This window comes from Bradyrhizobium sp. AZCC 1588, assembly GCF_036924735.1.
GTDB lineage: Bacteria > Pseudomonadota > Alphaproteobacteria > Rhizobiales > Xanthobacteraceae > Bradyrhizobium.
On sequence record NZ_JAZHSC010000001.1, the window covers coordinates 6,397,012 to 6,411,397 of the forward strand.

Below are 14,386 nucleotides of genomic sequence, written 5' to 3' on the forward strand. Positions count from 1 at the left end.
ACAGAAAAGCGCCATTCCGGGTCCCCGCCGGAATGGCGCTTCTGGTGCGATCGGGCGAAGCGTTGGGTCAGACGGCTTCCTTCAGTTCCTTGGCTGCGCGGAACGCGACCTTTTTGCTGGCCTTGATCTGGATCGGTTCGCCAGTGGCGGGGTTGCGCCCGGTGCGGGCGGCACGCTTGCGGACCTGGAGGATGCCGAGTCCAACGATCCTGATCCGCTCGCCCTTTTTCAGGTGTTTTGTGATCTTGCCGACCATGTCGGTCAGGATCGCCTCGGCGGCCTTTTTCGACAGATCATGTTCCTCGGCGAGAGCTGCTGCCAGATGCTTCAGTGTGATGGTGGCTGGAGCCGCCGCTTTCTTCGCCATGTCTGGCCCTCCTCGTTGGTTGAATGGCTTTGAGCGCGTTCGCTGGTACCGGTCCGCGCCGGGAAAATGCGTTCGTGGTGACTTGAAACCCGGAGGTTCCGGTACAACCGGAGCGGGGAGCATTTCAAGAAACCCAGACGTAGCAGGCCTTAAACGATTCGGATAATCGCCGCCTGCGCTGTTTTACCTGAAAACAGGCCGTTATTTGCATCACAATCGCAGAAACGCCCGTCTGGCGCGGGGATTCGCAACGTCCTTGACTAAGCGGGAGCGGGCCTTTATGCCCTCGGTTCTGCGCGGGTCAGGATCTGATTACGGCATCCGCGGGAGTAGCTCAGTTGGTTAGAGCGCCGCCCTGTCACGGCGGAGGCCGCGGGTTCGAGTCCCGTCTCTCGCGCCATTTTCTCGATGGCTTGACGTTGATCTCCGAGACTGCCGCAAACAAAAAGGCCGCCCGAGGGCGGCCATTTTTATTCCAACGATATCGCTATCGTTTAGCGGACCGTCGAGGTGTTCGAGCTGGTGACGACGACCGGCTTGCCCGCTTTTACGACCTGGGCAGTCTGGCTGTACTCAGAACCGGTCCGAGCCGAGATGCCGAAAGCCGCAACCGCGATACCGGCCACCAGTGCGACAACCACGATCTTCAGGTGGGTACTGCGATCCGCCGAGTGAAAGGAGTGGTTCATGTGATGCCTCCCGGACGCCTTTGGCGTCCTGTGTTGGGAGGGAAGAGAAGTACGCCCCGTCTGTTTCAGGATCGTTTCGCGGTTTCGGCAAAATGGTTTCATTCGGCTGGTTTTTGGCCGGGTTTTTGCCCATATATCTGTGATGTAAGTCACGCACTGCCCGCGCGCCCGGATCGAACGCGGCTCACACCGGAGCCGCACTGAACCTGCCGCTCACGACTCACGAATGAAATTGCCCGCCTCGAATTCGACCGGCGGCGCGGTTGAATCGAAGGAGACGCCGATCGGATCGCGCCCCTTGGCGATCGCTGCGAGTTGATCGCTCAGCATCCGCCGGATCATCAGGATGCCGCGGTCGCTCTGGCCGAAATGCTCTTCCGAATGCAGCGTCACCCTGCCCTGGCCGACTTGCGCCTCGTAGTCGCCGGGGAATTGCTGGTGCTCCTGTTCGGTCATCTCCCGCCAGAATTTTCCGTTGAATTTGGAGCGCATCCTTCCGATGTCGCCTGAATTCTTCACCCGGCCTGCGACATAGATGCGGAAGGACGTATCGTCGATCGGCATCGTCCAGCCGATCGACTCGACGCGGGCGAATTGCACGACCCGCGGATTGGGCACGACGCGCAAGGTGGGGAGGGCGGCTTCGGTCACCCGATCAAACACCTTGCCGTCGTCCTGATGCCGGATCGAGTGCACGGTGACGCCGCGCGGCGACATCTCGAACTTCACTTGCGGCATCGAGGCCATCAATTCAGTGAATTGCGGGCCCGAGAACGATCCGTGCAGCACCGGCACATGATAGGGATCGACGACGTTCTCGAAATGCTGCAGCCAGTTGCAGGGGATCACGGCGGGACCGCCGCCGCCGATCGATGAATCGTCCGCCTCGACGAACTCGTCATCGTCCATGTTCTCCAGGCATTCGTAGCGCGGCAGCACCGGCTTTTTCTCGGCCGGGCCCAGATAGGCGAAGATCAGGCCGTAGCGTTCCTCGACCGGATACCAGGGCTGCCGCACCTTGTCCTTGAACAGGCCGCCCTCGGGCTCGCAGGGCTGTTCGAGGCAATGGCCCTCGGTGTCGAACTTCCAGCCGTGATAGCAGCAGCGGATACCGTCTTCCTCGACCTTGCCGTAATAGAGCGTCGTGCCGCGATGGCAGCAGCGGGCATGCAGCAGCCCGACGCGAGCATGCCGGTCGCGAAACAACACCAGGTCCTCGCCGAGCACGCGCACTTTTCTGGGGATATCGGTGGCGTCGGACACGAGCCCGATCGGGTGCCAGTACCGCCGCAGCAATTCGCCCATCGGCGTGCCGCGGCCGACCGCCGTGAGCTCCGTCCGGGTCGTCGACGGCATCATGGCGTAGCCAGTCCCGAGATCGCGATCCCGCTGCGTAATGGTCATGCCATTCCCTCCCGCCGCGGCTTTGGTGCCGCGGTCATTTGGCTTGTTCTAGGAAGTAAAATGCAGATCGATGACAATATCAACGATTTCGATAGAACTATTCGATGACCTCATTCGATAGGCTTATCTGGTGATCCTTCTCGATGGTCCTTGGCACCGGCGCGCTTTGTTGGCAGAGGTTTCAAATGAGCCGGAAGCCGGAAAAGCAGACCGCGCCATCGCCTGCGGCCGTCGACGTCGCGGAATTGGCGCCGATCACCGCGATGATGTCGTCGCGGCTGATGGTGCTGGCCAATCTGCTCAAGCGCGGCGCGATCCTGCGCTATAAGCGGCTGGCGGGCTTGTCCTCGGTGGAGTTCGGCCTGGTGGCCTCGCTGGGGCGGCGGCCGCCAATGAGCGTTATCCGGCTTGCGGAGGCGGTCGGCATGGACAAGGGCCAGATCAGCCGGGCGCTGGCGGAACTGGTCGCGCGCAAGCTGGTCGCCAAGGCGGTCAATCCGCGGGACAACCGTGAGACGCTGGTTTGCCTGACCAAGGCGGGGCTGGCCGCCCATGATGCAATTGTGGCAGGGGCGCAGGAGCGTAACCGGCGCCTGCTGGAACAGCTCGGCAAGGAAGAGCTGGCGGTGCTGTTCGACCAGATCGATCGCCTGACCGACACGGCCGCCCAAATGCTCGCCGACGAAAAGGATTTGAAGTGAGAATTTGGGCACCATGCGGCCCGACCCGCGTTGGTCGGCGAGGCAGGAACGCAACACTTTTTCGGGTTCTGCCGGCGCATCAAGGACGGACGGAGACGTGAAACCGGCTTGTCTTGCGCCCTCTGTTGCGCTGCGCTAAGGCAAGAATAATTCCAATCAACGAATCTGCGGTCGAAATCCGCAGGAAAAGGCAACGCCGATGAACGGCATCCTGCAAGATTACCTGCCACTTGTCGTGTTTATCGGGGTGGCGAGCCTGATCGGCCTGGCGCTCCTGATCGCCCCGTTCCTGGTCGCGTTCCAGCAGCCGGACCCGGAGAAGCTCTCCGCCTATGAATGCGGATTCAACGCATTCGACGACGCCCGCATGAAGTTCGACGTCCGCTTCTACCTGGTTGCGATCCTCTTCATCATCTTCGACCTGGAAGTGGCGTTCCTGTTCCCGTGGGCGGTCGCGTTCGGCAAGTTAGGGGCCACCGGCTTCTGGTCCATGATGGTGTTTCTCGCCGTCCTCACGGTCGGCTTTGCTTATGAGTGGAAGAAAGGCGCGCTCGAATGGGATTGAGCCCGACAGCTTTAGGCTCTTCGCCTGATATCGCGCAGGCGCCGAAGGGCATTCTCGACCCCTCGACCGGCAAGCCGGTCGGGGCCAACGACCCGTTCTTCCTCGAGGTCAATCACGAGCTTTCCGACAAGGGTTTCTTCGTTGCCGCCGCCGACGATCTGATCACCTGGGCGCGCACCGGCTCGTTGATGTGGATGACGTTCGGCCTCGCCTGCTGCGCGGTCGAGATGATGCAGGTGTCGATGCCGCGCTACGACGTCGAGCGCTTCGGCTTTGCGCCGCGCGCCTCGCCGCGCCAATCCGACGTGATGATCGTGGCGGGTACGCTGACCAACAAGATGGCGCCGGCGCTGCGCAAGGTCTACGACCAGATGCCCGAGCCGCGCTACGTGATCTCGATGGGGTCGTGCGCCAATGGCGGCGGCTACTATCATTACTCGTACTCGGTGGTGCGCGGCTGCGACCGCGTCGTGCCGATCGACATCTACGTGCCAGGATGCCCGCCCACGGCGGAGGCGCTGCTCTACGGCGTATTGCTGCTGCAGAAGAAGATCCGGCGCATCGGGACCATCGAACGCTAAGGTTTTTGGTAATGGACGACGGCAAGCTCGACACCCTTGGGCAGACGATTGTTAGCGCGCTTCCCGGCGCGGCCACTGCCCATGCGGTCGCGTTCAACCAGCTCACCGTCACGGTCGAGGCGAGCAAGATCGTCGAGGTCGTCAAGTATCTGCGCGACGATCCCTCATTGCGGTTTGTCAACTTCACGGACGTGACGGCGGTGGACTATCCCAGCCGCGAGAAACGTTTCGACGTGGTCTATCACCTGCTGTCGCCGACGCTGAACGAGCGCATCCGCCTGCGGGCGGAAGCCGACGAGACCACGCAGGTGCCGTCCATCATCGACGTGTTTCCCGGCGCCGACTGGTTCGAGCGCGAAACCTACGACCTCTACGGCGTGATCTTCACCGGTCACCCCGACATGCGTCGGTTGCTGACGGACTACGGCTTCGACGGCCATCCGCTGCGCAAGGACTTTCCGCTCACCGGGTTCGTCGAGGTCCGCTACGACGATCAGGAGAAGCGGGTGCTCTATGAGCCCGTCCGTCTCAACCAGGAATTCCGCAAATTCGATTTCCTCTCGCCTTGGGAAGGCGCGGACTATCCGCTTCCGGGCGATGAGAAGGCTGAGCCGAAGGCCTGACCATGAATGAACAGCAGAACCTGCGTAACTTCACGATCAACTTTGGACCGCAGCATCCTGCGGCGCACGGCGTTTTGCGACTGGTGCTGGAACTCGACGGCGAAGTCGTCGAGCGTGTTGATCCGCATATCGGCTTGCTTCATCGCGGCACCGAAAAGCTGATCGAGCACAAGACTTACCTCCAGGCGATCCCCTATTTCGACCGGCTCGATTACGTCGCGCCGATGAACCAGGAGCACGCGTTCTGTCTCGCAGCGGAAAAGCTGCTCGGCATCACGGTGCCGCGCCGCGGGCAATTGATCCGCGTGCTCTACTGCGAGATCGGCCGTATCCTGTCGCACCTGCTCAACGTCACCACGCAGGCGATGGACGTCGGCGCGCTGACCCCGCCGCTGTGGGGTTTTGAAGAGCGCGAAAAGCTGATGCAATTTTACGAGCGAGCCTCCGGCTCGCGCATGCATGCGGCCTATTTCCGCGTCGGCGGCGTGCACCAGGACCTGCCGCAGAAGCTGATCGATGATATCGACGCCTGGTGCGATCCGTTCCTGCAGGTCGTCGCCGACCTCGACACGCTTTTGACCGGCAATCGCATCTTCAAGCAGCGCAACGTCGATATCGGCGTGGTGTCGCTGCAGCAGGCCTGGGAGTGGGGCTTTTCGGGCGTGATGGTGCGCGGCTCCGGCGCGGCCTGGGACCTGCGCAAGGCGCAGCCTTACGAGTGCTATGCCGAGATGGATTTCGACGTTCCGATCGGCAAGAACGGCGACTGCTACGATCGCTACCTGATCCGCATGGAAGAGATGCGCCAGTCGGTCCGCATCATGAGGCAGTGCATCGCCAAGCTGAACTCGCCGGACGGGCAGGGGCCTGTCGTCGTCGAGGACAACAAGATCGCACCACCGCGACGCGGTGAGATGAAGCGCTCAATGGAAGCGCTGATCCATCACTTCAAGCTCTACACCGAAGGCGTGCACGTGCCGGCTGGCGAGGTCTACGCCGCGGTCGAGGCGCCGAAAGGTGAGTTCGGCGTCTACCTGGTCTCTGACGGCACCAACAAACCTTACAAGTGCAAGATCCGCGCGCCGGGCTTTGCCCATCTGCAGGCGATGGATTTCATCTGCCGCGGCCATCTGCTCGCCGACGTCTCGGCCATTCTCGGCTCGCTCGACATCGTGTTCGGAGAGGTCGATCGGTGATGGCGCAGGCGCCCATCCAGTTTGACCGGGCTTCGGGCGTACTCGAGGGTGCGAACGCGTGGGAGCGTTTGGCTGCGGTGGCGCTGGCGCTGGGGTCGAAGGTGGCGTCGAATTTTTCGCACCGCGGCTACAATCTCTGCGCCAATTTGTTGCGGAAGACGCTGCCCGAGCGCGGAATCCAGATCAGGCTCAATCCCGATGCCATCTTCGAATTCCCCTATGGCGACGGCTACTGGAGCAAGCTGCTCAACCGCACCTATAGCTATGAAGACGAGCTGGAGTTGCTGTTCAAGGACTCCGCCGACGTCGACTACACGCTGCTCGATTGCGGCGCCAATTACGGCTACTGGTCGGTCCTGGTGTCGAGCAAGCCGTTCGGTTCGCACAAGGCGATCGCGATCGAGCCCTCAGGGCAGAATTTCCCGAAGCTGGCCAACAACGCCAAAATCAACGGTAACCGTTTCGAGGTGATGAAAAGCGCGATCGGCGCCGCACGCGGAACCGCGCGCCTGTCCGGCACCAAGCATGAGGCCTTCAGCATTGCCGGCGACCAGTCGGACGGCGAGGAAGTGCCGGTCATCGCGCTCGATGACCTGCTGGATGACGGCAAGATCGCACCTGGCGGAAAGTACCTAATCAAGCTCGACGTCGAGGGCGTCGAGATCGAGGCCATGAAGGGCGGCGCGCGGCTGATGCAGATCGACAGTGTCTTGCTGTGCGAGGAGCATGGCAACGATCCCCAGCATACCGTATCGCGTTACATCCTCGATGAAACCCCGCTGAAGCTGATCGTCTACGATCCGCGCAGCCATCGCCTTGAAACCGTGACCGACCTTTCGATTCTGGATCGGATCAAGGTTTCAACCCATGTCGGCTACAACGTGTTCGGCACCGCAAGCGCATTCTGGCTCGCCCGGATCGATGCGCTCAATGCGAAGGCCGCGCGCCGCGTGCAATGAGAGACTGAACGATGTCCGTCCGCCGCCTCGCCCCGAAAGAATTGCAGCCCGCGAGCTTCACGTTCACGGATGAGAATCTCGCCTGGGCCAAGGCGCAAATCGCAAAGTATCCGCCGGGCCGTCAGGCCTCCGCTGTGATCGCGATCCTGTGGCGCGCGCAGGAGCAGCATGAGGGATGGGTGTCGGAGGCAGCGATCCGCGTGGTCGCCGACCTGCTCGATATGCCCTACATCCGCGTGCTGGAAGTGGCGACCTTCTACACCATGTTTCAGTTGCAGCCGGTCGGCAAGAAGGCCCATGTCCAGGTATGCGGCACCACGCCGTGCCGCCTGCGCGGCGCCGGCGACTTGATCGAGGTGTGCCAGAGCCGGATCCATCACGATCCCGTCCATCTGTCGAAGGACGGCAATTTCAGTTGGGAAGAGGTTGAGTGCCTGGGCGCCTGCGTGAACGCGCCGATGGTGCAGATCTGGAAGGACACCTACGAGGACCTGACCAAGGAAAGTTTCGGCAAGGTGCTGGACGGCTTTGCCTCGGGCAATCCGCCGAAGCCCGGACCGCAGATCGACCGTCAGTTCTCGGCGCCTGTGGGCGGGCCGACGACGCTGAAGGAATCCACATGAGGCGTGACGCACCATTGTCCGTAAACCGGCCGGAGAGGGGCCGCGTGATGGAGAAGTCACGCTGTGCCGGGGCTCGCCTGCGCGCAGTCCAATCGCTGATCTGAGGAAGCTTCAAGTCATGCTCGACGACAAGGATCGCATCTTCAAGAACCTTTATGGCCTCCACGATTGGGGGCTGGAGGGTGCGCGCCGCCGTGGCGCCTGGGATGGAACCAAGGCAATCATCGACAAGGGTCGCGACTGGATCATCAACGAGATGAAGGCCTCCGGCCTGCGCGGGCGCGGCGGGGCGGGCTTTCCGACCGGCCTGAAATGGTCGTTCATGCCGAAGGAATCGACCGACGGCCGGCCGAGCTATCTCGTGGTCAACGCCGACGAATCCGAGCCCGGCACCTGCAAGGACCGTGAGATCATGCGGCACGATCCGCATCTGCTCGTGGAAGGCTGCCTGCTGGCGAGCTACGCGATGGGCGCGCATGCCTGCTACATCTATGTGCGCGGCGAATTCATCCGCGAGCGGGAGCGCCTGCAGGCCGCGATCGACCAGGCCTATGACGCAAAACTGGTCGGCAAGGACAACGTCAACGGCTGGCCGTTCGACGTCTATGTCGCGCATGGCGCTGGCGCCTATATCTGCGGCGAAGAGACGGCGCTGCTGGAAAGCCTAGAGGGCAAGAAGGGCCAGCCGCGGCTGAAGCCGCCATTCCCGGCCAATGTCGGTCTCTATGGCTGCCCGACCACCGTCAACAACGTCGAGTCCATCGCGGTTGCGCCCGACATCCTCAGGCGCGGCGCGGCGTGGTTCGCGGCGATCGGCCGGCCCAACAATGTCGGCACAAAGCTGTTCTGCGTCTCCGGTCATGTCGAGCGCCCCTGCAACGTCGAAGAGGCGATGGGGATTCCGTTCCGTGAGCTGATCGAGCGCCATTGCGGCGGCATTCGCGGCGGCTGGGACAATCTGAAAGCCGTGATCCCCGGCGGGTCGTCGGTGCGCATGGTGCCGGCCGAGCAGATCATCGACACGCCGATGGATTTCGACAGCCTCGGCAAGCTGCGCTCCGGCCTCGGCACCGCCGCCGTGATCGTGATGGACAAGTCCACCGACCTGATCCGGGCGATCGCGCGCATCTCCTATTTCTACAAGCACGAGAGCTGCGGCCAGTGTACGCCATGCCGCGAGGGCACAGGCTGGATGTGGCGCGTCTTGACGCGGATGGCCGAGGGCCGCGCCCACAAGCGCGAGATCGACATGCTGCTGGAGGTTACAAAACAGGTCGAAGGCCACACGATCTGCGCGCTCGGCGACGCTGCGGCATGGCCGATCCAGGGCCTGATCGCGCATTTCCGGCACGAGATCGAGGCGCGCATCGACCAGTATTCGCACAGGGCCGACATCGACGACGCCGGCGTGCGCGATCCCGAGAATCTGGTCGCGGCGGAGTGATGCCGATGTCGCAACCGAGCTTCTGGTGGCAGAGATACGGGACGCTGGCGCAGATGGCGCAGGCGGCCGTGGCGCTGCTCGGCTTTGTTGCGATCCTGTTCCAGATCAACGAAATCCGCACCAACAACCGCGCGGCGAGCGCACGGCAGGCGTATCTGGGCTACACCGATCTGGCGTTCAAGAATCCGAAATTCGCGCAGCCGGACTACGAGAAGATCAAGGCCGCCGGCGGCGACGAGCAGGTCCAGTATGAGAGCTTCATCACGTACTTCCTCTATGCCTGCGAGGAAGCGATCGGCGCGTTTGCGGGAAAGCGCGAGTGGCTGGCGTCCTGCGATTACGACCTGAAGCCGCATCTGCCGTTCCTGTGCGAGAAGAACGCGGCGCAGCCGGCCTATCTCGCCACCTATGGCGCCGAGACCCAGAAATGGATCAAGACGGCGCTGAAGACCGCCAGCGTTACACCGCCAGACTGCAAGCTGGGAAAGACTTGAGACAGCAATGACCAAACTCATCATCGACGGCAAAGAGATCGATGTGCCTGCGGAGTACACGCTGCTGCAGGCGTGCGAGGCCGCGGGCGCCGAAATCCCGCGCTTCTGCTACCACGAGCGGCTGTCGATCGCCGGCAATTGCCGGATGTGCCTCGTCGAGATCAAGGGCGGCCCGAAGCCGGTCGCAAGCTGCGCCTGGGGCGTGCGCGATTGCCGGCCCGGCCCCAAGGGCGAGCCGCCGGAAATTTCCACGCGTTCGCCGATGGTCAGGAAGGCACGCGAAGGCGTGATGGAGTTTTTGCTGATCAACCACCCGCTGGATTGCCCGATCTGCGACCAGGGCGGCGAGTGCGATCTGCAGGACCAGGCGATGGGCTATGGCGTCGACACCTCGCGCTTTGCCGAGAATAAGCGCGCGGTCGAGGACAAATATCTGGGCGCGTTGGTCAAGACCTCGATGAACCGCTGCATCCAGTGCACGCGCTGTGTCCGCTTCTCCGCCGAAGTCTGCGGCACGCCGGAAATGGGCGCGACCGGGCGCGGCGAGGACATGGAGATCACGACCTATCTGGAGCAGGCGCTGACTTCCGAGCTGCAGGGCAACCTCGTCGATATCTGTCCCGTGGGCGCGCTGACTTCGAAGCCGTATGCTTTTGCCGCGCGTCCGTGGGAGCTCGGCAAGACGCAGTCGGTGGACGTCATGGATGGCGTCGGTTCCGCGATCCGCGTCGATACCCGGGGCCGCGAGGTGATGCGGATCCTGCCGCGCATCAACGAGGCGGTGAACGAGGAATGGATTTCCGACAAGACCCGTCACGTCGTCGACGGCCTGCGTACGCAGCGGCTCGACCGGCCCTATGTCCGCGAGAACGGCAAGCTTCGCGCCGCGTCGTGGCAGGAGGCCTTCGCGGCGGTCGCCGCCAAGGTCAGGATGAGCGACGGTAAGCGGATGGGAGCCATCGCCGGTGACCTTGCCGCAGTCGAGGAGATGTTTGCGTTCAAGGATCTGTTGGGCCGATACGGCTCCAGCAATCTGGCGGTGCAGGGCGGCGACGCCTTCGACCCCAAGGCGGGACGGGCGACCTACATCTTCAATCCGACCATTGTGGGCATCGAGCAGGCCGACGCGCTCCTGATCATCGGCTCCAACCCGCGCAAGGAAGCAGCCGTCCTCAACGCGCGGATCCGCAAGCGCTGGCGCACGGGTCAGCTTAAGGTCGCTCTCGTCGGCGCCAAGGCCGATCTGACCTACGACTACGACTATCTCGGCGCGGGCACGGATACGCTTGGCGAACTCGCCAGCGGCAAGCATTCCTTCGTCGAGGTGCTGAAGGGCGCCAAGAACCCGATCGTGCTGGTCGGCGCCGGTTCGCTGGCGCGCCATGACGGGGCGGCGGTGCTTTCGCTGGCGGCCAAGGTCGCGGCAGGCACAGGCGCGCTCAAGGACGGCTGGAACGGCTTTGCCGTTTTGCAGGATACCGCCTCGCGCGCGGGCGCGCTCGATATCGGCTTTGCGGCAGGCGCAGGTGGCCTCAACCTGGCGCAGATGACGACGTTCGGCACGCTCGACGTGCTGTTCCTGTTGGGGGCGGATGAGGTAAAGGTGCCGGACGGCACGTTCGTGGTCTATATTGGCACCCATGGCGACCGCGGTGCGCACCGCGCCGACGTCATCCTGCCGGGCGCGGCCTATACGGAAAAGTCCGGCCTCTACGTCAACACCGAGGGCAGGGCACAGATCGCCAGCCGTGCGGCGTTTCCGCCCGGAGAGGCGCGCGAGGACTGGGCGATCGTCCGCGCGCTGTCGGACGTACTCGGCAAGAAGCTACCCTATGACTCGCTGCAGGCGCTGCGCCAGGCGCTGTTCAAGGCCTTCCCGCATCTGATGCGGATCGACCAGATCGAGCCCGGCAAGGCCAGTGACGTCAAGGCGCTCGCAGGCAAGAAGGGCGGCAAGCCCGACAAGACCCCGTTCAAGAGTTCGGTCGAGGATTTCTATCTGACCAACCCCATCGCGCGGGCCTCGACGGTGATGGCGGAATGTTCCCGGCTGGCGTCCGGGAAAATGCTGACGGCAGCGGAGTGAGCGTGATCTGATGGCTGATTTGTTCGCAAGCTCGTTCTGGACCGGCTTTCTCTGGCCGCTGATCATCATGGTCGCGCAGAGCGTGCTCTTGCTCGTCGTGCTTCTGGTCGCGATCGCCTACATCCTGCTCGCCGACCGCAAGATCTGGGCGGCGGTGCAAATCCGCCGCGGCCCCAACGTGGTGGGTCCCTGGGGCTTGCTGCAATCCTTCGCGGACCTTTTGAAGTTCGTGCTGAAGGAGCCGATCATCCCGTCCGGCTCCAACAAGGGCGTGTTCCTGCTGGCGCCGCTGGTGTCCTGCGTGCTGGCGCTGGCCGCCTGGGCCGTCATTCCGATGGATGCCGGCTGGGTGATCGCCAATATCAATGTCGGCGTCCTCTACATCTTCGCGATCTCGTCGCTGTCGATCTACGGCATCATCATGGCCGGCTGGTCGTCGAACTCGAAATACCCCTTCCTGGCGGCGCTGCGCTCCGCGGCGCAGATGGTCTCCTACGAAGTCTCGATCGGCTTCGTCATCATCACGGTTTTGTTGTGCGCCGGCTCGCTCAACCTTTCGGCGGTGGTGGAAGCGCAGAATGCCCGCGGTTTCGCCAGCCTGATCGGGCTGCCGCAGCTCACCATCCTGAACTGGTATGTGTGGCCGCTGTTCCCGATGTTCGTGGTGTTCTACGTCTCGGCGCTGGCCGAGACCAACCGCCCGCCGTTCGATCTGGTGGAAGCGGAATCCGAACTGGTCGCCGGCTTCATGGTCGAATACGGCTCGACGCCGTATCTGTTGTTCATGCTCGGCGAATACGTCGCGATCACCACGATGTGCGCGTTGGCGACGATCATGTTCCTCGGCGGCTGGCTGCCGCCGGTGGCGCTGCCGCCGTTCACTTGGATCCCGGGTGTGGTCTGGTTCGCGCTGAAACTGTTCTTCATGTTCTTCCTGTTCGCGATGGCGAAGGCGATCGTGCCGCGCTACCGCTACGATCAACTGATGCGGCTCGGCTGGAAGGTTTTTTTGCCGCTGTCGCTGGCGATGGTGGTGATTGTGGCCGGGGTGCTGCAATTCGCCGGCATTGCGCCGAAGTGAGGCCTTCATGAGTGTCAACGTCAACGCAACCGCCCGCGCGCTGCTCTTGAGCGAATTCGTATCGGCGTTCTTTCTCGCCATGCGCTATTTCTTCAAGCCGAAGCCGACCATCAACTATCCGTTCGAGAAGAACCCGATCTCGCCCCGCTTCCGCGGCGAGCATGCGCTGCGCCGCTATCCGAACGGCGAAGAACGCTGCATCGCCTGCAAGCTGTGCGAGGCGATCTGCCCGGCGCAGGCGATCACGATCGAGGCCGGCCCGCGCCGCAACGACGGCACCCGCCGCACGGTGCGCTACGACATCGACATGGTGAAATGCATCTATTGCGGCCTGTGCCAGGAAGCCTGCCCGGTCGATGCCATCGTCGAGGGACCGAATTTCGAATTCGCGACCGAGACCCGCGAGGAACTCTATTATGACAAGGCGAAACTGCTCGCCAATGGCGACCGCTGGGAGCGCGAGATTGCGAAAGCCATCGAACTCGACGCGCCGTACCGGTGAGGTGAGGGCATGATCGTTTCCATTATCTCCACGTCATTCCGGGATGGTCCGAAGGACCAGACCCGGAATCTCGAGATTCCGGGTTCACGCTTCGCGTGCCCCGGAATGACGGGAGGAAGCTTCGCATGATCCTTCCAGCGCTGTTCTTCTATCTCTTCGCCGGCGTCTGCGTGGCCTCGGCTGTGATGGTGATTGTGTCGCGCAATCCCGTGCACTCGGTGCTGTATCTGATCCTGGCGTTCGTCAACGCCTCCGGCCTGTTCGTGCTGATGGGCGCCGAATTCCTCGGCATGATGCTGATCGTGGTCTATGTCGGCGCGGTCGCGGTGCTGTTCCTGTTCGTGATCATGATGCTCGATGTCGACTTCACCGAGCTGCGCGAGGGCTTCATCGAATATCTGCCGATCGGTCTGGTGATCGGCGGCATCTTCCTCGCCGAGCTGCTACTGGTTGCCGGCGGCTGGGTCATGAACCCTGATACCGCGAAATCGATCACGGCTGCGATCCCTGCCAATATCAGCAACACCGAGGCGCTCGGGCTGGTGCTCTATACGAAGTACATCCATTACTTCCAGATCGCCGGCATGGTGCTTCTGGTCGCGATGATCGGCGCCATCGTGCTGACGCTGCGCCACAAGGCGAAGGTCAAGCGGCAGGACATCAACGTGCAGAACGCGCGCACGCCGGAGCTCGCGATGGCCGTGCGCAAGGTGGCGTCGGGGCAGGGGCTGCAGGATGCTGACGCGGCGGAGTGGGTGAAATGACCATCGGTCTGGGACACTATCTCGCGGTTGCCGCCACCCTGTTCACAATCGGGATCCTCGGCATCTTCCTGAACCGCAAGAACATCATCGTCATTTTGATGTCGATCGAGCTGATCCTGCTCGCCGTCAACATCAACCTGGTGGCGTTCTCGACCTTCCTCGGCGACATCGTAGGCCAGGTGTTCGCGCTCCTGGTGCTGACGGTTGCGGCCGCTGAAGCTGCGATCGGTCTTGCGGTGCTGGTGGTCTATTTCCGCAACCGCGGTTCGATCGCGGTTGAAGACGTCAATCTGATGAAGGGCTAGCT

The 14,386-nt window shown here is 62.7% G+C and carries 16 protein-coding genes, 1 tRNA gene and 1 pseudogene; 15 read left to right on the plus strand and 3 right to left on the minus strand.

Annotation, left to right across the window (positions count from 1 at the left end; translation table 11 throughout):
• Positions 1 to 67 precede the first annotated feature (67 nt).
• Positions 68 to 379 (minus strand): annotated as a pseudogene (locus V1277_RS29775) (HU family DNA-binding protein); the annotation flags it as partial.
• Positions 380 to 690: 311 nt separating this feature from the next.
• On the opposite strand from V1277_RS29775, the gene V1277_RS29780 reads away from it, so the two are divergent.
• Positions 691 to 767 (plus strand) — tRNA-Asp (locus tag V1277_RS29780).
• Positions 768 to 861: 94 nt separating this feature from the next.
• On the opposite strand, the gene V1277_RS29785 is transcribed toward V1277_RS29780, so the two are convergent.
• Together V1277_RS29785 and V1277_RS29790 are read right to left on the minus strand one after the other, a co-directional pair.
• A complete protein-coding gene (locus tag V1277_RS29785; protein WP_028345774.1) occupies positions 862 to 1,056 on the minus strand; it encodes a hypothetical protein in 195 nt (64 codons plus the stop codon).
• A gap of 213 nt (positions 1,057 to 1,269) precedes the next feature.
• Complete coding sequence (locus tag V1277_RS29790) at positions 1,270 to 2,460, minus strand: aromatic ring-hydroxylating dioxygenase subunit alpha (RefSeq protein ID WP_334419338.1); 1,191 nt, start codon at positions 2,458 to 2,460, stop codon at positions 1,270 to 1,272.
• A 185-nt stretch (positions 2,461 to 2,645) separates the two neighbouring features.
• Between V1277_RS29790 and V1277_RS29795 the strand changes: the two genes are divergently transcribed.
• From V1277_RS29795 to nuoK, 14 genes are all read left to right on the plus strand, one after another.
• A complete protein-coding gene (locus tag V1277_RS29795) occupies positions 2,646 to 3,161 on the plus strand; it encodes a MarR family winged helix-turn-helix transcriptional regulator (RefSeq protein WP_334419339.1) in 516 nt (171 codons plus the stop codon).
• Between the two features lie 199 nt (positions 3,162 to 3,360).
• Positions 3,361 to 3,726, plus strand: coding sequence for an NADH-quinone oxidoreductase subunit A (locus tag V1277_RS29800; RefSeq protein WP_028345777.1), 366 nt, complete (start codon positions 3,361 to 3,363; stop codon positions 3,724 to 3,726).
• Positions 3,717 to 4,307 (plus strand): NuoB/complex I 20 kDa subunit family protein, encoded by a 591-nt coding sequence (locus V1277_RS29805; protein ID WP_028345778.1) that lies wholly within the window; start codon positions 3,717 to 3,719, stop codon positions 4,305 to 4,307. Before V1277_RS29800 ends, V1277_RS29805 begins: the two co-directional genes overlap by 10 nt.
• A gap of 11 nt (positions 4,308 to 4,318) precedes the next feature.
• Positions 4,319 to 4,930: an NADH-quinone oxidoreductase subunit C gene (locus V1277_RS29810; protein WP_334375060.1), complete on the plus strand. Its 612-nt coding sequence runs from the start codon at positions 4,319 to 4,321 to the stop codon at positions 4,928 to 4,930.
• Positions 4,931 to 4,932: 2 nt separating this feature from the next.
• Positions 4,933 to 6,126: an NADH-quinone oxidoreductase subunit D gene (locus V1277_RS29815; protein WP_334375061.1), complete on the plus strand. Its 1,194-nt coding sequence runs from the start codon at positions 4,933 to 4,935 to the stop codon at positions 6,124 to 6,126.
• Complete coding sequence (locus tag V1277_RS29820; protein ID WP_334419340.1) at positions 6,126 to 7,085, plus strand: FkbM family methyltransferase; 960 nt, start codon at positions 6,126 to 6,128, stop codon at positions 7,083 to 7,085. The genes V1277_RS29815 and V1277_RS29820 overlap by 1 nt, the downstream gene beginning before the upstream one ends.
• Positions 7,086 to 7,096: 11 nt before the next feature.
• Positions 7,097 to 7,708, plus strand: a complete 612-nt coding sequence (nuoE, locus tag V1277_RS29825; protein ID WP_334419341.1) for an NADH-quinone oxidoreductase subunit NuoE — start codon at positions 7,097 to 7,099, stop codon at positions 7,706 to 7,708.
• Between the two features lie 118 nt (positions 7,709 to 7,826).
• Positions 7,827 to 9,152 carry an NADH-quinone oxidoreductase subunit NuoF gene (gene nuoF, locus V1277_RS29830; protein ID WP_334419342.1) on the plus strand — a complete coding sequence of 442 codons (1,326 nt, stop codon included), beginning with the start codon at positions 7,827 to 7,829 and terminating at the stop codon, positions 9,150 to 9,152.
• 5 nt (positions 9,153 to 9,157) lie between these two features.
• Positions 9,158 to 9,646 carry a hypothetical protein gene (locus tag V1277_RS29835; protein WP_334419343.1) on the plus strand — a complete coding sequence of 163 codons (489 nt, stop codon included), beginning with the start codon at positions 9,158 to 9,160 and terminating at the stop codon, positions 9,644 to 9,646.
• Between the two features lie 7 nt (positions 9,647 to 9,653).
• A complete protein-coding gene (gene nuoG, locus V1277_RS29840) occupies positions 9,654 to 11,732 on the plus strand; it encodes an NADH-quinone oxidoreductase subunit NuoG (RefSeq protein WP_334419344.1) in 2,079 nt (692 codons plus the stop codon).
• A 10-nt stretch (positions 11,733 to 11,742) separates the two neighbouring features.
• A complete protein-coding gene (gene nuoH / locus V1277_RS29845) occupies positions 11,743 to 12,813 on the plus strand; it encodes an NADH-quinone oxidoreductase subunit NuoH (protein ID WP_334375068.1) in 1,071 nt (356 codons plus the stop codon).
• Between the two features lie 7 nt (positions 12,814 to 12,820).
• Positions 12,821 to 13,315 (plus strand): NADH-quinone oxidoreductase subunit NuoI, encoded by a 495-nt coding sequence (nuoI, locus tag V1277_RS29850; protein ID WP_028345787.1) that lies wholly within the window; start codon positions 12,821 to 12,823, stop codon positions 13,313 to 13,315.
• A 125-nt stretch (positions 13,316 to 13,440) separates the two neighbouring features.
• Positions 13,441 to 14,079 carry an NADH-quinone oxidoreductase subunit J gene (locus V1277_RS29855; RefSeq protein ID WP_334375069.1) on the plus strand — a complete coding sequence of 213 codons (639 nt, stop codon included), beginning with the start codon at positions 13,441 to 13,443 and terminating at the stop codon, positions 14,077 to 14,079.
• Complete coding sequence (gene nuoK, locus V1277_RS29860; RefSeq protein ID WP_028345789.1) at positions 14,076 to 14,384, plus strand: NADH-quinone oxidoreductase subunit NuoK; 309 nt, start codon at positions 14,076 to 14,078, stop codon at positions 14,382 to 14,384. Before V1277_RS29855 ends, nuoK begins: the two co-directional genes overlap by 4 nt.
• Positions 14,385 to 14,386: the final 2 nt, after the last annotated feature.